Origin of the sequence: Pseudoalteromonas sp. T1lg21, assembly GCF_002964625.1 — a bacterium.
Taxonomy (GTDB): Bacteria; Pseudomonadota; Gammaproteobacteria; order Enterobacterales; family Alteromonadaceae; genus Pseudoalteromonas; species Pseudoalteromonas gelatinilytica.
The window spans coordinates 411,062-434,660 of record NZ_PQBX01000056.1; the positions used below are offsets into that span (position 1 = coordinate 411,062).

Consider the following 23,599-nt stretch of genomic DNA (forward strand, 5'->3'; position numbering starts at 1 on the left):
TTACTGCGCCAGTCGGTTGGAAGTAAAACGACTAAATCGTGCTGTTAGCCAACAATTGCTAACAGAATACCTGCTGCAACGGCACTTCCTAATACCCCTGCTACATTTGGTCCCATGGCATGCATCAACAAGAAGTTATGCGGGTTGCTCTCAAGGCCTACCTTATTAACCACCCGTGCGGCCATTGGTACCGCTGATACACCCGCTGCACCTACTAATGGGTTGATTGGCGATTTAGAGAATTTATTTAGGCCCTTCGCCATAAACACCCCTGATGCTGTACCAATTGCAAAGGCCAGAGCACCTAATACCAAAATACCAATCGTTTCTACGGTTAAGAACTTATCTGCCGCAAGCTTTGAGCCTACCGCTAAGCCTAAGAAAATAGTGGTAATGTTGATGATTTCGTTTTGTGCACTATTGCTTAAACGATCAACCACGCCCGATTCACGCATCAAGTTACCTAAGCAGAACATACCGACCAGCGGTGTTGCTGCAGGTAAAAACAAGATGGTTAAACTAAGCACCATTAACGGAAAAACAATTTTCTCTTTTTTCGATACGGCACGAAGTTGCGGCATTTGAATTTCGCGCTCTTCTTGCGTTGTTAGTGCACGCATAATTGGCGGCTGAATAATTGGCACTAGCGCCATATAAGAATAAGCTGCTACAGCAATCGCCCCCAGTAAATCAGGTGCTAGCTTAGATGCTAAGAAAATAGCTGTTGGACCATCTGCCCCACCAATAATGGCAATTGCCGATGCGTCTTGTAGTGTAAATTCAAAGCCAGGAATATAGTTAAGCAGTATTGCACCAAATAAAGTTGCGAAAATACCAAATTGCGCAGCCGCACCTAACAGCAACATACGCGGATTAGCGATTAAGGCACTAAAGTCAGTCAGCGCCCCTACTCCCATAAAGATCAAAAGTGGGAATACCCCAGAGTCGATCCCAATATGGTACACGTAATACAAAAGGCCGCCCGGCTCAGATAACCCAGCTACTGGAATATTAGTTAAAATAGCTCCAAAACCAATCGGTAATAACAACAGTGGCTCAAAGTTACGGGCGATTGCTAAATAGAGCAGCAAGCAACCAACCGCAATCATGATCAATGCCGGAAAAGTAAAGTTAGCAATACCCGTGGCATGCCAGAGGTTTAAAACACCATCCATCCTCTGTCTCCTATGCCAGCGCGATTAGCGCATCGCCAGTGGCAACAGAGTCGCCCTCTGCCACTAATACTTCTGCAACTGTACCTGAGTGTGCGGCGCGAATTTCAGTTTCCATTTTCATCGCTTCCATAATGATAACCACATCACCTTCGTTAACGGTTTGACCTGGTTTCACTTTCACTTTGAAAATATTACCTGCCAACGGTGCATTGAGTGTTTCGCCCGCTGACGCTGACGCCGACTGAGGAATTAACTCACTGTCTTTTAGGGTTACTTCTTTAAGCTCACCACCTTGCGCTACGACGACATCGTAAACTTTACCATCAACTTTAACGCTGTACTGCTCTGCTTTTACAGGGCTTGAAGCAGCAGGAGTTGCTTCAGGTTTAGCAACTTCACCCGTTGGAATTGCTTCAAATGCATCTGGGTTGTTGCGGTTTTTAATAAATTTAAGGCCAATTTGTGGGAACAATGCATAAGTAAGTACATCATCAATCACATCATCAGCAAGCTCTAAGCCTTGCTCTTTAGCTTCGCTTAATAACTCTGCTTCTAGCTTCTCAAGCTCAGGCTCTAGCTTATCAGCAGGGCGGCACGTAATTGCTTCAGCGCCCTCAAGTACTCGCTCTTGCAACTCTTTATTCATAGGCGCTGGTGTTGCACCATATTCACCTTTCAGCACACCCGCTGTTTCTTTTGTGATGGTTTTGTAACGCTCGCCAGTTAGTACATTTAGTACTGCTTGAGTACCGACAATCTGTGAGGTCGGTGTAACAAGTGGGATATAACCTAAATCTTCACGAACACGTGGGATCTCAAGTAACACTTGGTCAAGCTTATCAGCTGCACCTTGCTCTTTAAGCTGGTTTTCCATGTTAGTTAACATGCCGCCCGGTACTTGCGCTAATAAGATACGACCATCAACGCCTTTAAGGCTACCTTCAAAAGCGGCATACTTTTTACGAACATCACGGAAATAAGCAGCAATTTCTTCCAATTGGTTTAAATCAAGACCAGTATCTCGCTCTGTGCCTTCAACAATTGAAACTATGGTTTCTGTGGCGCTATGACCATAAGTCATACTCATTGACGAAATAGCTGTATCAAGCATATCGATACCCGCATCGATTGCTTTTTGGTATGTTGCAGTGCTTAAACCTGTGGTCGCATGGCATTGCATCGCAATAGGAATAGACACGGTTTCTTTTAAGCCTTTGATCAACTGCTCACAATCGTATGGCTTAAGTAAACCCGCCATATCTTTGATACAAATTGAATGGCAACCAAGATCTTCTAGTTGCTTAGCAAGTTTCAGCCACATATCAAGTGTATGCACTGGGCTTACTGTGTATGAAATTGTACCTTGAGCGTGTGCACCTACTTTTACCGCTGCTTTAATCGCGGTTTCAAGGTTACGTACATCGTTCATCGCATCGAAAATACGGAATACATCAACACCGTTTTTATGAGCTCGCTCAACAAACTTTTCGACTACATCATCAGCATAATGGCGGTAGCCTAAAAGGTTTTGCCCGCGCAGTAACATTTGCTGCTTAGTGTTTGGCATTGCAGCTTTTAGCTCGCGAATACGTTGCCAAGGATCTTCACCTAAATAACGGATACACGAGTCAAACGTTGCACCACCCCATGATTCAATAGACCAATAACCCGCATTATCGAGTTTTTCTGCCATGGGTAACATGTCGTCTAAGCGCATACGCGTTGCCAAAAGAGACTGGTGTGCGTCACGCAATACTAATTCGGTTAGTTTTAATTTAGCCATGTTTGAGCTGCCCCGTTATTTTTGTTTATTTCGAAATTGAGCAATTGCAGCGCTGATAGCTGCAATATGTGCCTGTGGCACACCCTGTTGAGGTTGAATTTTTGCTGTTCGCGTAGGTTCTGCAGTTGCAGGATCGTCGAATCGACCCACGACTTTCGACATTAAGATCACCGCAGAAATCAAAATGCTCAGAAAAACAAACACGCCAACCATGCCTGTCACCATCAAACTGGCCGCAGTGGTGAGTAATCCACCTATATCCATACGACTCCCCTCGCTTACTTATAATAAAAAGTCATTTTTGTTAAATAATTATGCACCAATGATAACAAAGAAAATCAATTTGTATAGCACCATTGTAAATTGGTAAAACCAATTAAATTTAAAATAACATGACACACATATAATTAACACCCCACTATTCACGCATTTAAAGCCCCGTTATAGATGATATAAATAGTCAATATAGCCAAGCGTTATATGCTGAACTATTAATTAATAGCAACAAAATGACTAAAAACCACACACAACAAGGCGTTAGAGCTAAGCACACAAAACAAAGTTAAATTGGTCTTACCATTTTTAGTGCTTTCTTTCATTTTTCTCATGCAGCTCAATATGAAAAAATATCACTATGAATAAGTTACATGCTTACTCGTAAAAGTTACCAAATGATGAACCCTGCCAATTACAACAAAAACACATAAGCAACTGAAATTTAAGAAATAAACCTTCTGGCATAGAACTCGCTTTAGTTACATCGAACTTAAGAAAATTTAAATAGCCAAGGAGACCACTATGTTACGCTGGACAATTACTTTTTTAGTTATCGCGTTAATCGCAGCAGTGTTAGGTTTTGGCGGTATCGCAGGAGCCGCTGCAGGCATCGCTAAGATTATCTTTTTTATATTTTTAGTATTACTTGTTATTTCGCTGGTATCAGGAGCACTTAGAGGCAGTGTCCCTAAGTAGTTAAAAGCAGATAACCATTTACTTTATTTTAAATTTACAAGGAATTTCATTATGAAAAATTCAACTTTAAAAGCCGCAACTATCGCCCTATTTTCAGGTTTATTTATTATGGGTTGTGAAGACAACACAGCTGAAGAAGCTGGCGAACGTATTGACGAAGCAATTACTGATACACAAAATGCAGTTGAAGATGCATGTGAAGAAGTAAAAGAAGGTGTTAACGCAAAAGAAACTAACTGCTAATAACACACCTTAATTAAGAAAAGCGGCCAAGTGCCGCTTTTTTGTGTATGTGAGTTAGCAAGTTAGCGAGTTAGCGAGTTAGCGACTCTAGGCTGCAAGCTGCTTGTGTCAAGCAGCTTGCTAACTTTACTCTTTCCCCTAGAAACTTGTTAACTTGTTGGGTTTCGCTCCGCTCTAACCAACCTACCGGCTCTTTTTTTAATCTGATAGCTGACGGCTGAAAGCTGATGGCTCATTTCCCTATAAACTCGCAACTTTACTCTTTCCCCTCGCAACTCGCTAACTTGTTGGGTTTCGCTCCGCTCTAACTTACCTACGTTATTACTCACAAACCTTAGTGAGGGGCTCGTTTGTCGTTACACTCGCTATATGCCACTGGCCGTTATTAAAACTCACCTTAGCTACATCGCTAACGGCAAAATCACCGGGGACATTTAAGCGCGTTAAGTTACTCGCTAGCTGCTGCTGACAATATGGGCCGGTATCGCCATGCATCACGAGCACAGGCTTTGTGGTGTGCTTTGCGAAGTCGCTGATAGCATCACGGTACACTTTAAAGGCATCACAATCGCTGCGCTGTGATTCGCTGCAAGCGGGTTTACTGGTTGGATGGTAAATGTCAGCTTGAAAGCCAAACACATAGGCCTTAGCATCCTGATGAACAAGCGCTTGTTTTAACCACATTAAGTTGTACTTATCACGTTTGTCAGCGGCATCAAGTGCTGCGTTTTTGTCACTTTTTAAGATTTGTGAGCGGCCATTAAATGTACCAGGTATATGCAAAGTACGAAATTCAATGTCATCAAACTGCCAACGGGCATTCTCTAGCATTTCAGCTTGTGTGGCATAACCCTGTAGTTGCTTCGCTTTTTGTGTATAAGCCTCGTCGAACATCAAGCCTTTAACAAAATTAAGCCGTTCAAGCTCATCGAATTGGGGAGTTAATGTGACGCGGTCGCAATCTGTCCATTCATTATCACCTGGGGTGTAAATAAAAGGCTGTGTAGTCAGCGATGTTAATAACGCTTTATTTGTTTGCAAAAGCTTATTGGTGCAAGCAAGTGCTCCCGATTTCATATCACCAAGGTGCATTAAAAAGCCATGGGGTGTTGCTGCGATTGCTTTAGTAATTTTTCCATCTTTGGCGAGATTAATTTCATCAATTGGAGTGTATGGCATATCGCCCATAACTAAAAAAGTATTTGTGGTCATTGCTAGTGCTAATGACATTGAACTAACAAACATACAACTTACACCTAAAAAATACAGATACCTTAAGCTCTCATAATGACAACTAAATGAAAACCAACTGCGGCAGTTTTTTTCTATCAATGTTAAACTGCTGCCAGTCGATTAAGTGAGTCCCCGAATGACATTAAGTACAACTTACACACTAGATAAACCGTATTATTACGAATGCTTTGATGAGTCTTTACCTTATTCATCACAAGCTAAGCCTAAATACCCGCTGTTGGTGTTGTTAATAACCTTAGGCTTATTAGCCTTTTATCAATTAGAGAATCATTATCTGGGCAGCTTTATGATTATGCTTGCTGTCGTTGAGTGCTTATCGTTTTATTACAAGCGCCCATGGTGGGTCGCAAGACAAATGTTGAGTCGTGCATCGGGTAGCGAAGTGACTGTCGTATTTGATGATGAAGGTGTTAAGGCCGAAAACCCGCATAAAAGCTACCAATTAAGCTGGCAACAGATTAGTGAGATTATTGAAACTGAGCGAGGTTTTATTTTAAAAGCACAGCGCGGTATGCAATATATTTCTAAACAAGCGCTAAATGATGAAATAACAGCTGAACTAAATAAAAGAGCCACTCAGTGAGTGGCTCTTAAAAATATCTGTCGCTGATTAAACGTTGCCCGGATTTGGGTTAGATTTCTCTGCTTGGATTCGCATGTAGATTTCTTCACGATGTACTGATACATCTTTCGGTGCATTTACACCAATGCGAACTTGATTTCCTTTAACACCAAGAACAGTAACTGTTACTTCGTCACCGATCATAAGGGTTTCACCTACTCTACGAGTTAGTATTAGCATTCTATTGCTCCCATGTTCCAAAAAATTAAAAGATTCCGCGTCAAAAACATTCTAATGAAATCTAGACTTAAAAGTAAGTAAAAACTCTAGATCTTATTCATTTTCAGTTAAAAAAACTTTGTGTAGCGCACGTACAGCCAGTTCTAAATACTTTTCGTCAATTAAAACTGATATCTTTATTTCTGATGTCGATACAAGCATCACTTTGATGTTTTCATCGGCAAGGGCATTAAAAAATAAACTTGCCACACCAGAGTGAGATTTCATCCCTACACCTACTGCAGACACCTTGGCAACATTGCTTATCCCTTTAATAGATTCTGCGCTGATACCATCTTGGTTACTGGTCAAAATTTCAAGCGCTTGCTCAAAATCATTCGTGTGCACAGTAAAAGCATAGTCTATTTTTTCAAAGTTATGATTAACTTGATTAATCATATCTATTTCGATGCCGAATTCTGCAAAAAGTTTCAAAATTTTTGCAAGGTTTTCCGTTCCTTGGTGCACGCCATTGACGTAAATCAAACTTTCGTCACGATTAAAGGCGATACCCGACACAATGTTTGCTTGCACATCCGGCTCCTCAAAACTGATCAAGGTCCCTTGATCCGGGTTAAAACTCGATAACACTCTGAGCGGTATATTATATTTCCCTGCGGCTTCAACACTACGAATATGCAGAACCTTAGCCCCAAGACTTGCCATTTCGAGCATTTCTTCGAAAGTGACATGGCTCATACGTCGAGCATTTGGTTCAATACGCGGGTCGGTCGTGTATACCCCATCAACATCGGTGTAAATCTGACATTCATCCGCATTGATAGCACCTGCAATCTCAACCGCAGAAGTATCTGTACCACCGCGACCAAGCGTAGTGATATTGCCCTCAATATCGCGGCCCTGAAAGCCCGCTATAATAGCAATCCGGTTATGCTCAAGTTCATGCTTAAGGCGAGTCGCAGCAATCTCTTCAATACGTGCTTTGCCAAACATATTATCGGTGCGAATGTTGACCTGATCAGCAAGTAAGCTTACCGCTGAGTGACCACGTTTAATAATAGCCATTGCGAGTAAAGAGACTGACACTTGCTCACCGGTGGTTAGCAACACATCAAGCTCACGAGCACTAGGTCGAGAATCGATTTGTTTAGCGAGTTCAATTAGACGGTTAGTCTCTCCCGACATCGCCGAGAGCACCACCACAACTTGATGGCCTTGCTGCTTGGTTTTTACAACAAGGTCGGCGACGGCCTCAATTCGCTCTATTGAGCCAACTGAGGTGCCACCGAATTTTTGGACGATAAGTGCCACTAGTGATTAAGAACGCTCAGTTAACCAACCAGTTACACTTTCTAAGGCTGCTGCAAGGTTCTCTGGCTGAGTACCACCTGCTTGCGCCATATCTGGACGACCACCGCCCTTACCGCCTACTTGTGCAGCCATGTGATTTACAAGCTCACCGGCTTTCACTTTACCTGTTAGGTCTTTAGTTACACCTGCAATTAGGCTTACTTTATCGCCATTAGCTACACCAAGGGCAATAACACCTGAACCAATCTTCGTTTTCAGGTCATCAACCATGCCACGTAGTGCTTTAGACTCAGTACCTGCAACATCAGCAACCAGCAGTTTAATACCGTTCACTTCAACAACAGAGTCAAGTAACGATGCACCTGCCGCACTTGCTAGCTTATCGTTAAGCTGTGCAATTTGCTTCTCAAGGCCTTTTGATTTCTCAAGTAACGCAGTTACTTTTTCAAGTACTGTGCTGCTATCACCTTTAACTAGCGCTGCAACATCATTTAACTGTTGCTCTTGCTCACTTACATAAGCAACTGCTTCAGCACCCGTTACCGCTTCAATACGGCGGATACCGGCAGCGATACCGCTTTCTGATACGATTTTAAATAAACCGATATCACCAGCACGCTTAACGTGAGTACCACCACATAGCTCGATTGAGTAATCACCAATGGTTACTACGCGCACTTCGTCATCGTATTTTTCACCGAACAATGCCATCGCACCTTTTGCTTTTGCATCTTCGATAGCCATTAGCTCAGTTTCAAGCGCAAAGTTACGACGGATTTCATCGTTCACTGCGCGCTCGATTTGGCGTAATTCGTCTTTTGTTACCGCTTCAAAGTGAGAGAAGTCAAAACGTAAACGCTCAGGGTCAACAAGTGAACCTTTTTGACTTACGTGCTCACCTAAAATTTGACGTAACGTTTCATGTAAAATGTGTGTTGCAGTGTGGTTTTTCTTGATGCTATCGCGACGAGCTGCATCAATTGTTGCCTCTGCTTTATCGTTTGTACCAATACGGCCTTGTACACGACCATGGTGTGCAAATGCATTACCAAGTTTCGTCGTGTTAGTCACTACAAACTCACCGCCAGCAACTTTTAACACACCTGTGTCACCAACTTGACCACCAGATTCAGCATAGAACGGTGTGCGGTCTAAGATTGCGATACCTTCTTGACCATCTTCAAGTACAGAAACCGATTGACCTTCTGAGAAAAGCTCAACAACAGTACCTGTGTAATGCTCTGCATCGTAACCTTTAAAGTCTGTGTGTTTTTCAGACTTAAGTTGTTGGTTGTAATCTGCACCAAACTTACCCGCTTGCTGTGCTTGCTTACGCTGAACAGCCATACACTCTTGAAAGCCATGCTCATCAATCGTCATGAAACGCTCACGCGCCACGTCTGCCGTTAAGTCAGCTGGGAAACCGTAAGTGTCGTAAAGTTTGAATACTAAGTCACCTGGGATCACATCGCCTTCGATGTCAGTTAGGCTTTCTTCTAAAATAGCCAGACCACGCTCAAGTGTTTTACCAAACTGCTCTTCTTCAATACGCAGTACTTTTTCGATAATTTCTTGTTGCTTAGCAAGCTCTGGGTACGCTTGACCCATTTGCTCAATTAGCGCAGCAACTAGCTTATAGAAGAATGCACCTTTCGCGCCTAGCTTGTTACCGTGACGAACTGCACGACGAATAATACGACGTAGTACATAACCACGGCCTTCGTTTGATGGCATAACGCCGTCAGACACTAAGAACGCACACGAACGAATGTGGTCAGCCACAACGCGTAACGATTTATCATCTAAATCTTGTGCATTCGTTACTTTAGCCGCAGCTGCAATAAGTGCTTGGAATAAATCGATTTCGTAGTTTGAGTGAACGCCTTGTAAAATTGCAGAGATACGCTCAAGACCCATACCTGTATCAACAGACTGCTTAGGAAGCGGCTCCATTGTACCGTCGGCATGGCGGTTAAACTGCATGAATACTAAGTTCCAGATCTCGATGAAACGATCACCGTCTTCTTCTGGTGAACCTGGAGGACCACCCCAAATGTGCTCACCGTGATCGTAAAAGATTTCAGAACATGGACCACACGGACCTGTATCACCCATTGACCAGAAGTTATCGCTAGTTGCAATGCGAATAATGCGGTCTTCACTTAGACCCACTTCTTTATGCCAAATATTGAAGGCATCTTCGTCATCATGGTAAATAGTTACCAGTAGCTTTTCTTGCGGTAGTTTCACTACTTCAGTTAAAAATTCCCACGCAAATTTAATTGCGTCTTGCTTGAAGTAATCACCAAAGCTGAAGTTACCTAACATTTCGAAGAATGTATGGTGACGTGCTGTGTAACCTACATTTTCAAGGTCGTTATGTTTACCGCCTGCACGTACACAACGTTGTGAACTGGTTGCACGCGAGTAAGGGCGGCTTTCCGCACCTAAAAATACATCTTTAAATTGCACCATACCGGCGTTATTGAATAATAACGTGGCATCGTTACCCGGGATCAGCGAGCTTGAAGGAACAATTTGGTGTTGTTTAGAGGCAAAAAAGTCTAAGAACTGTTGCCTGATCTGTGCGGTAGTCATATGCTGCATGTGAAAATCTCACCCGTTTATTGCTGTGCTTGCATTGCAAAATCAATTTGTTCGTAATTAAAGCCTCGATACATCAAGTAGCGTACACGTTTCGCTTTTTCTTTCTGGTCGAGTTCTTTACCTGAATTTGAAAACTTCTTTAAATATGCGTCCTTTGCGAGTTCAAACCAATCGATTTCGAACTCTTCGAGCGTCTTATCTAATAATGCTCGGTCTATCCCTTTTGCCATTGCTTCGCTTTGAATGCGTTTCGCACCATGATACTTAGCTAAATGGCGGCGTACAAACCCTTCGCAGTAACGCTGTTCGTTAATAAAGTTGTGTGATTCACACCAATCTAACAAACGCTCTGTAAACTCAGGTGTCGCCTCTTTTTGCTGTAACTTTCGTGTTAAATCTCGACGCGAATAATCTTGTCGAGACAATAACCAAAGTACGTAATTCTTTAACTTTTGTTCTTTATCATCCATTACGCGTCAAAGCGTCCTGATTGTGACTGCGCTTCAGGTGCTTTTGTTTGGTCATCACCTTTTGGCACAACCGGCATAAAAATAGCCTGAAAAGACACAAAGAAGCTAATGTAACAAATTGGCATTAAAACCAATAGAGGAATAAACGATAAAGGAATACAGATCACCATTAAAATCGCGCAAATTAAGCCATAAACACTCAATGGCGCCATATTATGATAAAACACCATGAACGACGTTTTTAAAACCTGCAACATGTTGCTCTGCTTTTGAAAATAAACCAGCGGAATTGCATAAGCAAACGCGGTTAAATAAATGCTGATTGCCAATAAAAATACGGCCACTTGGCCCATTGAGATGGTTGCTAATAAATCGGCAATATGGGTTTGATTTTGCGGATCAAATGTTTGGCTCGAAATAACCGCATAGGCATCAGCAAAAATAAAATTAGAAAGTAAGGCTAATAAAATACCTGCCGCCATCTGGTACACAGCCACACGTACTAAACCAATACGATTTCCTTTGTTACTAAATGGCTTAAAAATATCAGCTTGGCTGATAGTTCCGCCTTGCTGTTTTGTTAATACGGCTTGATAAAAACCGGCCATCAAAAAAGGAGCAACAAATGCACCCACCACTTGTAATACAGGTAGCAATAAAGACAAAAAGCCAATAATACCAATTAACAGATGCATTAAAATAAAAGTGAAGGGTTGCAGCTTAAAGATTTCCCAGCCAGCTTTGAACCACTTTACGCCTGCATTGGCTTTAAAAACACGAACTTCGATCGACATAGTTTCTCATTCAATAACGACAAAACGCACCGAGTATAACTGGGTGCGTCGCTGGTTTATAGTCACCTGTTGTGAAATTTATTCAGGCTTTTTAATTTTTTTAATATCAAGCATGTGCGAGCCATGTTTGATTTTCGTTTCGAGGTAAGCTCGGTTACCTACCACACCCGCTTTAATGTGCGCATGAGTGCCAACCACTGAATCAACTTCAATACCCGCATCACGCAGTGCTTTAAGCTTATTTGGGTTGTTAGTCATTAACTTAACATGCTTTTGATTGAGTGCTTCTAGCATTAATACCGCGTCTGAAAAGTCACGTAAATCATCAGCAAAACCCAAGTGGTTATTTGCTTCGTACGTATTCATACCTTGCGACTGCAATACGTAAGCATCAATTTTATTGTATAAACCAATGCCACGGCCCTCTTGGCGTAAATACAGTAAAATACCGCCTTGTTGGTGCATCATCTCGATACACTCATTTAACTGTTCACCACAATCACAACGTGATGAGTGAAATACATCACCCGTTAAACACTCTGAATGCATACGAATTAAAGGTACGTCTTGCTCTGTGTCGGCTTGATTAAACACTAAAGCAACATGTTCTTGGCCATCATTTAAGCCACTGAAAGATACGATTTCTGCAGGGATATCACTGTTTTTGCCAACATTTAGCTGGACTCTTGCTCTTACTTGCGCCACGACAAATCCAAATTTAAAAATAAATGCGATACTGCAAATGTGATTACAACAGCTTGAAGGTTGTAAGGATGCAACATACGACGAGTGATAACTAATATTGAGGCAGTTACCAGCAATTCAAGTATTATACACTCAAACCACCCCAAGATACGAGCTTTGCGCCACGCATAAACTGCGCTCAGCAAACACGATAAACGCCCTCACTTTGTACCTAGCTTATTGAATTGCAACAAATTGCTACAAATGAGCATTTAATCGATTCGATAAAATAGATTAGTTTAATCTAAATAAAGCAGTAAACCTTTTTCAAACCGTTAATAAAAACAACAATAATAATAGGGAATATTATGAAAAAAGCCTTCGTGCTAATTTGTAGCGCCCTGCTACAAAGCCAACCCAGTTCTGCCAATCAAAAGTACAATGAATCACACTGCGTACCTTAAAGCCAAACAGTGACACATCGACTGTAATTTGCTACCTTGCACCTAATGATGATAATAATTATCATCAACAAGTATTAATCTCCTCTTCTCTGGGCAAAATAATAAGGAATATTATGAAAAAGAGCTCACTTGCCTTATGCATTACACTACTATTAAGTCAGCAAAGCATTGCCAATGAAACGACCACCCAAGAATTTAACGACACCTACCGCGCTTATGTCGCCGCTGTAGAAAATAAGCAAGACAGCAGTGAATTTGCCAAAAAAGCGTTTGAGCTTGGCAAAGAAATTTATGGTGAAAACGCTGACAACACTGCCAACCTGGCTATTAACTATGCAAACAGCCTTGCTAAAAGTGAACAAGAACAAAGCTTTGAGTTATATCGCACAGCCTACGAAATACTCGAAAAAAACCACGGCAAGCTAAGTGTGCAAGTGTATGATTCATTAATCGGCATGGCAGAATCAACTCCCTCTGCTAAGCGCGCTGATACGTATCTTGATGATGTCATTGCTATTGCTGAAAAACAAAACTCAGACAAGCTTGTTGCTGATGCAAAAATGACCGCTGCTCGTATCCTTGCTTACAAAGGAACTGGCGAGCGCTATTACACAGCAAAGAAATATCTTGAAGAAGCCGATAAGTACTACCAAGAAAACTTACCGAATAACGCTGTCGATCGTATTAGCGCTGACTTTTTAGTTGCCGCATTCGCAGAAAACCAACGTAAATACAGCACCGCTATTGAGCGGTTGAATCACGTAGTTAGCGTATTTGATCAAGAGCTAGACTTTGATCATCAAACCGAATTAAACGCCCATTCGAAGTTGGTTCACTTATACGAAAAAACAGGTAAAAGCGACGAAGCAACCAAACATTGTTTAGCAATTGCGAAAATGGTGCCTTGGAAAGAAAGCCAAGAACAAGAGCCGTTGTACCGTGTGCCGCCAAAATATCCAATGTCAAAAGCACAACGTATGGAAGACGGCATTGTCGTGATGGAATTTGAAGTAACCCCGTCAGGCTTTGTAGACAACATAACTGTGGTTGACTCTGAAGGTGGTACTGCATTTGAAAGAGAAGCAGTAAAAGCAATGAAAAAATGGCGTTATGCGCCTAAGTTTGAAAATGGTCAAGCCATTGCTGCAACTTCTCGGGTGCAATTAGACTTTAAAATAAAAAGATAAATAACAGGGTCGCAATGCGACCCTTTTTATAGCTTTTTAAGCAAGTTATCGGCTGCGTCCTCAATTAAATCGAGTACCTTTTCGAAACCTTGATCGCCACCATAATAGGGATCGGGGATCTCGCTCTCCCCTGCGTCACCATGACTTAAAAACAGCGACAACTTATATTGTAAGTGCTCTGGACACTGGGCTTTTAAATCAGCAAGATTTTGCTTGTCGGCAGCGAGGATTAAATCAAACTCATAAAAATCAGCTTGAGTCACAGGTCGTGAATAAATTCCTTTAAAGCTATAACCGCGCTTTTCGGCTGCTGCTTTTGAACGTGAATCAGGTGGATTACCTTGGTGGTAACCAATGGTGCCAGCAGAATCAACTTTGACATTGACACCCAACGCCTTTGCACGACTACGAAGTACCGCTTCAGCAGTAGGTGAACGACAAATATTGCCTAAGCAAACAATCAAAACCTTTTTCATTATTCGTCCTTAAAATTGCTTTAAGATTGACTCATCATAACGTTCTGCATCAAGCGAGAGATTGTATTTATCTGCAACACTATCAAGCTCTGCCTGCTTAATTGCCAACTCATCCATGGTAATAGTGTTGTCATCAAGCTGCCATAACAAACGTGACCCCGCATAGCTGTAATGAATTGCTAATAAAGCATCTGCATTGCCCTCACGCCCTGCTGCTTTTAACTTTGGCATTTTACGGGTGATTTTATTCAGCGCTTTTTTAAGCTCCCACACATAGACTATTTCAGTCATGTAATCATGATTGCGGTATTTATTAAGCACAAAGCCCACCAGCAAACTACACACAACAACACCTAATAGGTTCCAATGAAAGTGGCTACCGCTTGGGTCAGGGAATAACGCAATTAATGTTTGTGAAATGGCTAAACTGCCAACGGCTAAAGCAATTACACAAGCAATAATTACTTGGTTTAAATGTTTACGGTAACGGGCTTTATCTATTTGAATAAGTTTCATAACAACCTAAAAAACTTGTGAAAAATAAAAAGTGAAAAAAGTTTCACCCCTTTTTTATTTGCCAGCCGTTTAGCTATGAAAGCAATTATCCAAAGAGGAACGGCTATGCATACTTTACCACTAAACTCAGCAAGCTTGAATAACAGCAATGCTGCTTTAAAGACAACCGCAGCAATTCTTGGCGGCGGTGTCATGACCTTTGCAGCATTTGCATTTATGCAGTACTTAATTTCTGCTGAGCAAAGAGCCGATGTTAAAACAGGCCCAGATATCACGGTTGAAATTTATGAAGTACCGGAAGACTCAAAAGTGCAAGTAAAGCAAACACTGCCGCCACCGCCAGTTGCTAAAATGCCACCAAAAATACCGCCACGCCCAACAATTGATTCGACCGATACAGTTGTAGTAGCGGATTTAACACCAACTATGACATTCGATAACATTGGCGACACGCTTAGCAAAAGCATTAACCAACCAACGGGAGATGCAACACCAATTGTGCGTATAAACCCTAAGTACCCTCCGGTAGCAGCTCGTGATGGCATTGAAGGTTGGGTACAAATTAGCTTTAGCATTTCTCCGACTGGCGAAGTGATTGACCCTGTTATTATTGATGCCGAGCCCAAACGGGTATTTGACCGTGAAGCAATTCGTGCCATTAAACGTTGGAAATATCGCCCTAAAGTAGTTGAAGGTGTGGCACAATTACAAACAAACCAAAGCGTTCAACTTGATTTTAAAATAGATGGATAACTGCCTATGCTAATGAGCATCAAGACATGGTTATTTGACAAGCCAAGCACAGATTGTTTGGCGCAGTATGCCAAAACGGGCGACAACCGTTACCTTAACCAACTCGTTGCTCAATACGGGAACGATCTTTATCACTACCTAGTTACACAAAGTGATAAAGATCTTGCCCTTGATATATGCCAGCAAACCTGGTTAAAAGTCATTGATAAACGCGACTTTTACAATGATCAAAACAACCCAAAAGCGTGGCTTTTTCGATTAGCACGTAATTTATTAATTGATGAGTTTCGTAAGCAGCAAAAGTTTGTTGAGTTAGAAGACAACCAACTATTTGCTGAACCTCAGGATGCGAGTTATCACTACGACTACGAAGCCTTTGATAAAGCACTTATGGCACTTAGCTTTGTACAACGTGAAGCGCTGACCTTACAACAAGAAGGCTTTAGTCTCGAAGACATTGTTGCTATCACACAAAGTAACCCAGAGACCATTAAAACTCGGCTGCGATATGCCCGTCAAAACCTGAAACAACAACTAGGAGGCCATCATGAAGCGTAACGACGAGCAATTCGATGCTGATTTAAAAGCACATTTTCAAAAGCGTAAAACACAGCACAGCTTAAGCACCGAACAACTTGCACAAATGCAAACGCCACAAGTAACACGGCCTAAAAAACAACGTTTTTTGAAAATACAAATGGCCAGTTTATTTGTTGCCCTAGCGTTATTTGGCTTTGTTATGCTTGAATATAATTATCGAGAACTAACAAACATTTATGCTGTTGATCTTTCTGATTATCAATGGGTAGAAGTTCACGAGCTCGACTCTAAAGGCAGTTATGTAAGCAATCTAAAGCAGCAAAAGCAAACGCTAGATACTAACTACCAACAAGCATTGGCCAATCACCAAGCCCGCACCAGCTTCACCGGCCGTCTAGTCAGTGTTGATAACGACTGGTATATCGCAGACTGCGAGCAAAATGTCATAGTACAAATAAAGCAATCACTCCTTGAAGAGCTACAAAAACACGGCACCCTAGATACTCATATTCACCAAGGTGACCTACTCGCCCTAGACCAAAACAAACAAGGCCAAATCATCGCACTCAAACAACTGACCCATGAAACGGAAAAGTGTACGAGTTAGCGAGCTCGTAGGTTGGGTAGAGCGTAGCGAAACCCAACACACTCAGAGCTGTCAGCTTTAAAAAAGTTAGCGAGCTACAAGGGGAAAGAGTAAAGGAGTACAGTAGGCGTGAAATTTATTTCACGCGATGGTTCAACGAGCCATCAGCTTTCAGCCGTCAGCTATCAGATTTAAAACAAGTTAGCGGGCTACAAGAGTAAAGTTACAAGCTTTTAAGTAGCAGCGGGTTTACCCCGCGTAGTTAGATATCAGATGTCAGATCAGACGGCTGACGGCTGACGGCTAATACTCCGCTCTTTACCTCGCTTTTCTTACCAATAATCTCACATTGCTCTAATGTTAATAACAATTTAATGCTGAACCAGCTAGGCTAGTAACATCGTGTTTAAATATTATGGAGTTACCATGAAAAGGTCTTTGTTTAACAGTTTAATCATTACCTCAATTAGCTTATCGAGCTTGCAAGCGTGTGCTCAGCCGGAGCAAAAGATTCCTCTGGATGCTAGCGCTAATAACTACAAACTAGAATTAGTAAGCGAAGGAATTCAAATTCCTTGGGGTATGGCTTGGCTTAACGAGCGTGACTTACTCGTTACTGATCGACGTGGCGAGCTTAGATTGATTCGTGATGGCAAACTCGTTGAGCAAGCAGTTAAAGGCACACCTAAAGTACATGATGAAGGTCAAGGAGGCTTATTAGATATAGAACTTGATCCGAACTTTGCCGACAATGGTTGGATTTACTTTTCGTACTCGGGCTATGAAGGTGATGGTGAGGGTTACAATACCTCAATTATGCGTGCCCGCTTTAAAGATATGGCTCTTGTCGATCAGCAATTATTGTTTGATGGCGAGCCAAATATTGAAACAACAAAACACTATGGTTCGCGTATTGAGTTCGACAAAGAAGGTTACTTGTACTTCTCTATTGGCGACCGTGGCAAAAGAGACGTTCACCCACAAAGTCTAGACTATGATGCTGGCAAAATTCACCGTATCAATAGCGATGGCTCTATCCCTAAATCAAACCCGTTTTATGACCATAAAACAACTCACAAAAGTATTTATTCGTATGGACACCGTAACCCACAAGGTATGGCAATGCACCCTGAGACGGGAGTTATTTGGAGCCATGAACATGGCCCTCGTGGCGGCGATGAGATCAACATAGTTAAAGCAGGTGCAAACTATGGTTGGCCTGAGATCACTTATGGGATCAACTACATTGGTACAAAAATTACCGACGAAACTAGTCGCGAAGGAATGGAACAACCTGATTGGTATTGGGTGCCTTCAATTGCTCCTTCTGGAATGGAATTTATCACCAGCGATAAATACCCACAGTGGCAAGGCCAAATTGCCGTAGGTTCGATGAAGTTTGGCCACCTTGTTTTGGTAAAACTTGATGGTGACAAAGTAACAGGCCACAGCAAGGTATTTGAAGGTGTAGGTCGCGTTCGCAGCCTAGCCACCCACCCTAATGGTGATTTATATCTTGGTGTTGATGGTGTCGGTGTTTATAAGGTTGTACCGAAATCGTAGGTTGGGTAGAGCGGAGCGAAACCCAACGAGTTAGCGAGTTACAAGGGGAAAGAGTAAAGGAGTACTGTAGGCGCGAAATTTATTTCGCGCGATGGCCTCAATCCATACTCTTGTAGGTCGGGCTTTAGCCCGTCACTTTATAAGTGATTCGACATGTGTCGCCATAAATGACGACTTACGTTACAAGCAATAAAAAACCACAGACTTCTCTGTGGTTTTTTACTTATAACTTAAGGCTTACAGCTTAAAGCTTTTATATCACAATAATACTCGTCACTAGGTAAGCGATGAAGGTTAATGCGCCGCCGAATAAGGCGTATGGCATTTGAGTTTTTACGTGAGTTAATAAATCACAGCCTGATGCAATGGCCGATACTGCGCTGGTATCTGAGATTGGCGAGCAGTGATCGCCAAACACACCACCACCTAAAATAGCAGCAATAACCAATGAAGGTGGTAACCCTAAAGCTTGAATGAGCGGTACACCAATTGGAATAAGAATTGCGAATGTGCCCCACGAGGTACCCGTGGTAAATGAAATTACCGCACCGGTTAAAAACAGCACTGGCACAACCAAGTAAATAGGTAAGAAATCACCGACTAGTCCGGCTACAAACACACCCGTACCTAAGTCTTTCAAGCTTGCGCCTAAAGTGAGTGATAGCAATACAATAGACACTAATGGCAGTAACTCACCCATACCTTTAAAGCCAATATCAACCAGCTTATGGTGTGTAAATTCGCGCGAGCTAATCATTAAGAAGTAAGCCACAACACAAGCTAAAATAGTTGCATACAGCACTGATTTAGAACCACTACCGCTGGCAATATCGCCATCGCCAGTCCAGAACATAAAGCCAACCATGCTACCAATTAAGGTGATAAGTGGCACAAGCATGTAACGTGCTTTTGAACCTTTTACTTCTTCGGCTACTTCTGTTTCTTGTTGTTCTAGGTTTTCTTCAGCTTGCTTAAGCGGGCCATGTACCTTGTCAAAAGTAATGGTGTAGAACACGATTAGTAAGGTAATGATGGCATAGAAGTTATAACCAATACTGCCCCACAATACCGATACCGCAGACTCTTCCATTTCGTAGTTGCCAAGTAGGCCGAGCACGTAGGCGCCCCAACCATTTAGCAAAATTAAAATACACACAGGTGCGCTGGTACTATCGATAATGTAAGCAAGGCGTGCTCGGCTCATTTTAAATTTATCAAATAAACCACGCGATAAAATCCCCGAGGTTAATACACTTAAGTTCGATTCAATGAATACCGCAATGCCTGAGAACATGGTTAAGTAACCGACTTGGCGCTTACTTTTAGCAACCCCTTTGTTCATCAGCAAATTAACTGTCGCAGCCACGCCGCCAGATTCACGAATGTAGGCAAGTAAGGCACCAATTAGAATACTAAAAATAAGGATACGGCTATTACCAGGAGAGCTGGCAACTTCAATTACTCGCTCAATAGTATTAATAAAGGTGAAAAACAAGGTATTACCTTCACCATTCAGAGCAAGTAGAAACTCAGACGACGCAACCGCGACCAATAACGCCATGATCACTTCTTTGCGCCAAAACACAATTAAGATAGCAATCAAGGGTGGTAAAATTGAATACCAAGACATAAAAAACCTTTTAAATTAAGAACAACATTTTATTTTTATTATGCGAAAACTCGCTAAGCTTAATGGCTTTGCCACCAAACTCAACTTAATTCGACTAGTGATTTAATATACTCTCATAAATCAGTGAGATAATAGAGCCATACTTACCCGTTTCGAAACGCTTGCCGACAAACTCGTAATTTTCTTGCGACCCTTCAATTGGGGTATGGCGCGCGTTGGTTAGTAGCACAATAGCAAGGTCGTACTCAGGATCAATAACGGTCACCGTACCTGTCCAGCCAGTATGACCAAAAGCCCGCGGGCTGGCATAAGGGCCGAAATGCCATTTACGTGCTTGATGCCCCGCGCGTCGCCAACCTAAACCATAGGTCTCATCACTTGCTTGGGAGTTTGTAAATTGCTCAAGTACTTGTGGCGTAAAAATTTGCTTGTTGTCGTAGCCACCACCATTGAGTAACACCTGCATAAGCACGGATAAATCACCGGCAGTACTAAAAAGCCCGGCATGCCCTGCTACGCCACCTAAAGCATAAAACGCTTTTTCATCATGTACTTCACCTTGCAGTACATCGGTTCGAATATTTTCAAACTCGATGCGACCACCTCGGGTATTGCCATTAATCTCTGTGGCGGCAATGTGTGAAGCTAAAAAACCCTTTTGCAATGGGTTATAAACCGTATGCGTTAAACCAAGCGGCTGATAAATTTGGCTCTCAACATAAGTATCGAGCGCCATGCCACTAATACGCTCTACCAGCACACCAAGCAACATATAATCGATATCAGAATATAGGTGTTTTACGTTCCGACCAGCCACAAAAGGCACGCCTGTTAATAGCAGGTTTTTAGTACGTAGGCTGTTTTGAGAAAAAAAGCGCTCGCCAAATTTATTGTCTTTACGATGAAAATCGACCACGGCTGGGTAACCTGCACTGTGGGTGAGTAAATCTTTTACTAAGCGCTGTTCACGGCCACTGCCCCTAAATTCTGGTAGGTAATAAAACAGTGGCTTTTCTACGTCGAGTTTCCCTTCGCTGGCAAGCTTCATCAGCGCAAAGTTAGTGGCAAACATTTTTGAATTTGAGGCTATATCAAACAAGGTATCGTTTTGCATAGCTTGTGGGGTTTTCAGCTCACTGCCATCAGCATGGTACTTTTTAGCTGCGCCATAATGGCTTAGTTTAATCAACTTACCATCTTTAATAACGGCGAGTACCGCGCCCGGAAAGCCCTCTTTAATCTCTTGATTAATTAATTCATCAACGGCACTAAAACGCTTTTGAGTGCTGTTTTTATCAAGCGTTGGGTAAGGAAAACGTAGGGTTAAACTTGCCCCTTCTGGCAATACATTTTCTACTTTATAGGTGTTAATGCCATCGCGGGTGCGTTTAGCCAAACTGTATTGATATATTTTTTCGACTGTTAATGGTGAGGCAATATTAATTTTTTCACCATTTATGAAAATATCAGCGCTGGTTGCATCTTGGTTTTCAATGATGATTTCACCGCGACCTTTATAGGCAGTAAATGTGCCCCTGTCGTTAACAAGCGCGCGACTACTCGGATCAAGTGCTGGAATACGCGCTATAACTTGTGCATTGGCCAGTGTTTTTGGCGCTGGCTCAACCGCTTGCTGTTGCTGCTGATATTCTTTAAATAACCGCTCACTCTTTTTAGGAAAGTATTTATCTAATAACGCAAAAAGCACAGCGGCACTTCTTGCATCACTATTGCCACTTACATGCCAAGGCAAAAAGTGCATTTGAAAAGCACTTAAGGCATCGAGCGTTTGCGAGTCAAGCTGACCTGTTGCAATCACCTCATAGCCGTAACTGCGCAATGCTTTTTGCATTAACTCAACAGAAGGCTTTGATGCACTAAATAGCTGCCAATACTTATCAACGGTGTCGCTTTCATACCACGCACCGATACCTGCTTTATACAGTTGAAACCAAGGAAAACGCGGACCTGGATCGTTCTTACGGCTTGGGGCAATATCCGAATGGCCAATAACTTGAGTTGGGCCGATATCTGGGTTCCGAGCAAGAATATCTTTGCTTAGCTCGATTAGTAGCTCAATTTGTTTGGCATCATAGTCTGGAAAAATACATAACTTGCTGGCGTCGTTTTCCATTGCAAGTTTAGTTTGCTCAGGGATATGACAGCTTGGTACATTCACTATTTCAATACCAATTGAATGGTCATTTAAATCTTCTCGGCCTTGCCAAAAACTGCGTCCGGCGTGCCATGCTCTATCTTTTTCATCAACCAGCTGAATAATTTCTAAATCGTCTTTTGGATAACTAGGATCGCCTGATTCAGGTAATAAATAATGTGAACTTAAGCCTCCTTCATCCACCAAAGCACGCATTGATTTTTCGTAATCAATGGCGGTGTAATGCATCACTAAGAACTTAACACGATGGCTGTAATTAGCTGATTGTGTGTAGGTATATGGATTACTGGCACAGCTTACTAATAATACCGCACTACTGAGATAACACAGCTGTTTAAGTAACGTTTTCAAAGGGGTAAAACTCATAACAGATTCATACCTGATGATTTAAGCGTTGACGATTCTCAGCAATACAGTAGCAACACCCACTTAACATGTAAAATATTTTATTTCACAATTAAAGAATAAAAAGCATACATTATCGCTAAGTTACTAAAAATAGAGCTATCTCAATAATTAGTGTTGTATCTATTATGGAATAAAACTATATTATTCCATCTAAATTAAGAAAAATATTCCAAACTTAGGTCTGCTAAAACAAAAATAAGTCGTCGTGTTAAGCAAACAATGCGCCCAAGCCCTGTGTTTATAATAGAACCATCGCTTTGCGTTTTGACTAAGTTAAGCAAACAAAGTGAGCCCTATGTCTACTTTTGTAAAAATTAAAGCCTTACGCCAATCTCTATCGAGCAGCGAAGCTAAGCTTGCTGACTTTACGTTAAATTCTGCGAATGCGATTCGTAATTTATCATCGGTTGAACTAGCAAAAGTGGTTGGTGTAAGCCAATCAAGTGTGGTGAAGTTTTCGCAAAAGTTAGGTTATAAAGGCTTCCCTGCTTTTAAACTTGCAGTAATTGATGCCCTTAACGATGAAAGCAGCGAACCTAAGCTACATGGCAAGATCACTCTGAATGACTCGCTAGAGCAAATCGCCGAAAAACTATTAAGCAGTAAATTGGCGGTGTTAACCGAAACCAAAAACCTCAACGAAGCGCCGGCAGTCGAAAAAGCGGTAGAGCTATTAAAATCTGCAAAACGTATTCTGATTTGTGGTTTAGGTGGCTCAGCGCTGGTTGCAAAAGATTTTTCTTACAAATTACAAAAACTCGGTATGCCTGCAATTGCAGAGCCAGATGGCCATGCACAACTTGCGTATGTTGCGACCTTTTCGAAAGGTGACTTGGTCATCGCGATAAGTGAGTCAGGTATGACTCGCGAAATTGCCGAAGTTGTTAAACAAGCTAAGAAAAATTCAAGCTCGGTGATCTCAGTGACTAAATTTGGCAGCAGCCTTGTTGCCGACTCGGCTGATGTAAAACTTTACTCGGTTGCTGAAGGCGAGTCTGTGCGTTTATCATCGATTTTAGCGCGTACGGCGCAAGATTTTGTCATTGATATTTTGTTTATTGCCCTAACACAGTCGAGCCGCCAAGGCCGTAAGTTACTAGAACATTCTAATGAAGTTGTTGGCGAATTTAAGAATAACTAATTTATCCAATAAGGTTATATAAATACTTAAAAGCAGCTTAGGCTGCTTTTTTTGTGTCTAATTT

At 42.0% G+C, this 23,599-nt stretch carries 23 protein-coding genes; 9 read left to right on the top strand and 14 right to left on the bottom strand.

Annotated elements, in window-relative coordinates; translation table 11 throughout:
* Nucleotides 1-44 precede the first annotated feature (44 nt).
* Genes C2M25_RS12125 through C2M25_RS12135 form a run of 3 tightly spaced genes read right to left on the bottom strand, consistent with a single transcriptional unit; the run spans nucleotide 45 to nucleotide 3,222 of the window.
* Nucleotides 45-1,175, bottom strand: coding sequence for a sodium ion-translocating decarboxylase subunit beta (locus tag C2M25_RS12125; RefSeq protein WP_063703471.1), 1,131 nt, complete (start codon nucleotides 1,173-1,175; stop codon nucleotides 45-47).
* Nucleotides 1,176-1,185: 10 nt separating this feature from the next.
* A complete protein-coding gene (oadA, locus tag C2M25_RS12130; RefSeq protein ID WP_063703468.1) occupies nucleotides 1,186-2,958 on the bottom strand; it encodes a sodium-extruding oxaloacetate decarboxylase subunit alpha in 1,773 nt (590 codons plus the stop codon).
* Nucleotides 2,959-2,973: 15 nt separating this feature from the next.
* A complete protein-coding gene (locus C2M25_RS12135) occupies nucleotides 2,974-3,222 on the bottom strand; it encodes an OadG family protein (protein ID WP_063703466.1) in 249 nt (82 codons plus the stop codon).
* A 534-nt stretch (nucleotides 3,223-3,756) separates the two neighbouring features.
* Here C2M25_RS12135 and C2M25_RS12140 point away from each other — a divergent pair.
* Nucleotides 3,757-3,930 (top strand): DUF1328 domain-containing protein, encoded by a 174-nt coding sequence (locus tag C2M25_RS12140; RefSeq protein ID WP_064971747.1) that lies wholly within the window; start codon nucleotides 3,757-3,759, stop codon nucleotides 3,928-3,930.
* Between the two features lie 51 nt (nucleotides 3,931-3,981).
* A complete protein-coding gene (locus C2M25_RS12145) occupies nucleotides 3,982-4,173 on the top strand; it encodes a hypothetical protein (protein ID WP_063703464.1) in 192 nt (63 codons plus the stop codon).
* A gap of 321 nt (nucleotides 4,174-4,494) precedes the next feature.
* Here the strand turns inward: C2M25_RS12145 and C2M25_RS12150 are convergent, their stop codons facing one another.
* A complete protein-coding gene (locus tag C2M25_RS12150) occupies nucleotides 4,495-5,418 on the bottom strand; it encodes a hypothetical protein (protein ID WP_105181216.1) in 924 nt (307 codons plus the stop codon).
* 124 nt (nucleotides 5,419-5,542) lie between these two features.
* On the opposite strand from C2M25_RS12150, the gene C2M25_RS12155 reads away from it, so the two are divergent.
* Nucleotides 5,543-6,010, top strand: coding sequence for a YcxB family protein (locus C2M25_RS12155; protein ID WP_105181217.1), 468 nt, complete (start codon nucleotides 5,543-5,545; stop codon nucleotides 6,008-6,010).
* 27 nt (nucleotides 6,011-6,037) lie between these two features.
* Here the strand turns inward: C2M25_RS12155 and csrA are convergent, their stop codons facing one another.
* The 6 genes from csrA to C2M25_RS12185 form a co-directional block, all read right to left on the bottom strand.
* The gene (csrA, locus tag C2M25_RS12160) at nucleotides 6,038-6,229 is read right to left on the bottom strand and encodes a carbon storage regulator CsrA (protein ID WP_036970495.1); all 192 of its coding nucleotides are present in this window, start codon (nucleotides 6,227-6,229) and stop codon (nucleotides 6,038-6,040) included.
* A gap of 93 nt (nucleotides 6,230-6,322) precedes the next feature.
* A complete protein-coding gene (locus tag C2M25_RS12165) occupies nucleotides 6,323-7,540 on the bottom strand; it encodes an aspartate kinase (RefSeq protein WP_054551281.1) in 1,218 nt (405 codons plus the stop codon).
* A gap of 6 nt (nucleotides 7,541-7,546) precedes the next feature.
* Nucleotides 7,547-10,147: an alanine--tRNA ligase gene (gene alaS / locus C2M25_RS12170; RefSeq protein ID WP_063703458.1), complete on the bottom strand. Its 2,601-nt coding sequence runs from the start codon at nucleotides 10,145-10,147 to the stop codon at nucleotides 7,547-7,549.
* A 17-nt stretch (nucleotides 10,148-10,164) separates the two neighbouring features.
* Entirely contained in the window at nucleotides 10,165-10,617 is a 453-nt protein-coding gene (locus C2M25_RS12175) for a regulatory protein RecX (protein ID WP_063703456.1), read from the bottom strand.
* Nucleotides 10,617-11,411 carry a BPSS1780 family membrane protein gene (locus C2M25_RS12180; RefSeq protein WP_063703454.1) on the bottom strand — a complete coding sequence of 265 codons (795 nt, stop codon included), beginning with the start codon at nucleotides 11,409-11,411 and terminating at the stop codon, nucleotides 10,617-10,619. Before C2M25_RS12180 ends, C2M25_RS12175 begins: the two co-directional genes overlap by 1 nt.
* A 78-nt stretch (nucleotides 11,412-11,489) precedes the next feature.
* Entirely contained in the window at nucleotides 11,490-12,116 is a 627-nt protein-coding gene (locus C2M25_RS12185; RefSeq protein WP_054551277.1) for a GTP cyclohydrolase II, read from the bottom strand.
* A gap of 556 nt (nucleotides 12,117-12,672) precedes the next feature.
* Here C2M25_RS12185 and C2M25_RS12190 point away from each other — a divergent pair.
* On the top strand, nucleotides 12,673-13,746 hold the full coding sequence (locus C2M25_RS12190) for an energy transducer TonB (RefSeq protein ID WP_105181218.1): 1,074 nt from the start codon (nucleotides 12,673-12,675) through the stop codon (nucleotides 13,744-13,746).
* 26 nt (nucleotides 13,747-13,772) lie between these two features.
* Here the strand turns inward: C2M25_RS12190 and C2M25_RS12195 are convergent, their stop codons facing one another.
* Complete coding sequence (locus tag C2M25_RS12195; RefSeq protein ID WP_105181219.1) at nucleotides 13,773-14,222, bottom strand: low molecular weight protein-tyrosine-phosphatase; 450 nt, start codon at nucleotides 14,220-14,222, stop codon at nucleotides 13,773-13,775.
* A 9-nt stretch (nucleotides 14,223-14,231) separates the two neighbouring features.
* Nucleotides 14,232-14,738 (bottom strand): DUF3087 domain-containing protein, encoded by a 507-nt coding sequence (locus tag C2M25_RS12200; RefSeq protein ID WP_058585678.1) that lies wholly within the window; start codon nucleotides 14,736-14,738, stop codon nucleotides 14,232-14,234.
* Nucleotides 14,739-14,843: 105 nt separating this feature from the next.
* On the opposite strand from C2M25_RS12200, the gene C2M25_RS12205 reads away from it, so the two are divergent.
* The 4 genes from C2M25_RS12205 (at nucleotide 14,844) to C2M25_RS12220 (ending at nucleotide 18,180) form a co-directional block, all read left to right on the top strand.
* Nucleotides 14,844-15,491 carry an energy transducer TonB gene (locus C2M25_RS12205; protein ID WP_105181220.1) on the top strand — a complete coding sequence of 216 codons (648 nt, stop codon included), beginning with the start codon at nucleotides 14,844-14,846 and terminating at the stop codon, nucleotides 15,489-15,491.
* 6 nt (nucleotides 15,492-15,497) lie between these two features.
* Nucleotides 15,498-16,049, top strand: coding sequence for an RNA polymerase sigma factor (locus tag C2M25_RS12210; protein WP_105181221.1), 552 nt, complete (start codon nucleotides 15,498-15,500; stop codon nucleotides 16,047-16,049).
* Entirely contained in the window at nucleotides 16,039-16,638 is a 600-nt protein-coding gene (locus C2M25_RS12215; RefSeq protein WP_105181222.1) for a hypothetical protein, read from the top strand. Before C2M25_RS12210 ends, C2M25_RS12215 begins: the two co-directional genes overlap by 11 nt.
* A gap of 405 nt (nucleotides 16,639-17,043) precedes the next feature.
* On the top strand, nucleotides 17,044-18,180 hold the full coding sequence (locus tag C2M25_RS12220; protein ID WP_105181223.1) for a PQQ-dependent sugar dehydrogenase: 1,137 nt from the start codon (nucleotides 17,044-17,046) through the stop codon (nucleotides 18,178-18,180).
* 253 nt (nucleotides 18,181-18,433) lie between these two features.
* Here the strand turns inward: C2M25_RS12220 and C2M25_RS12225 are convergent, their stop codons facing one another.
* Together C2M25_RS12225 and pbp4b are read right to left on the bottom strand one after the other, a co-directional pair.
* Nucleotides 18,434-19,810 carry a Na+/H+ antiporter NhaC family protein gene (locus C2M25_RS12225; RefSeq protein WP_063703429.1) on the bottom strand — a complete coding sequence of 459 codons (1,377 nt, stop codon included), beginning with the start codon at nucleotides 19,808-19,810 and terminating at the stop codon, nucleotides 18,434-18,436.
* Nucleotides 19,811-19,904: 94 nt separating this feature from the next.
* Nucleotides 19,905-22,352 (bottom strand): penicillin binding protein PBP4B, encoded by a 2,448-nt coding sequence (gene pbp4b / locus C2M25_RS12230; RefSeq protein ID WP_105181224.1) that lies wholly within the window; start codon nucleotides 22,350-22,352, stop codon nucleotides 19,905-19,907.
* 337 nt (nucleotides 22,353-22,689) lie between these two features.
* On the opposite strand from pbp4b, the gene C2M25_RS12235 reads away from it, so the two are divergent.
* Complete coding sequence (locus C2M25_RS12235; protein ID WP_054560797.1) at nucleotides 22,690-23,535, top strand: MurR/RpiR family transcriptional regulator; 846 nt, start codon at nucleotides 22,690-22,692, stop codon at nucleotides 23,533-23,535.
* The last annotated feature ends 64 nt before the right edge of the window (nucleotides 23,536-23,599 follow it).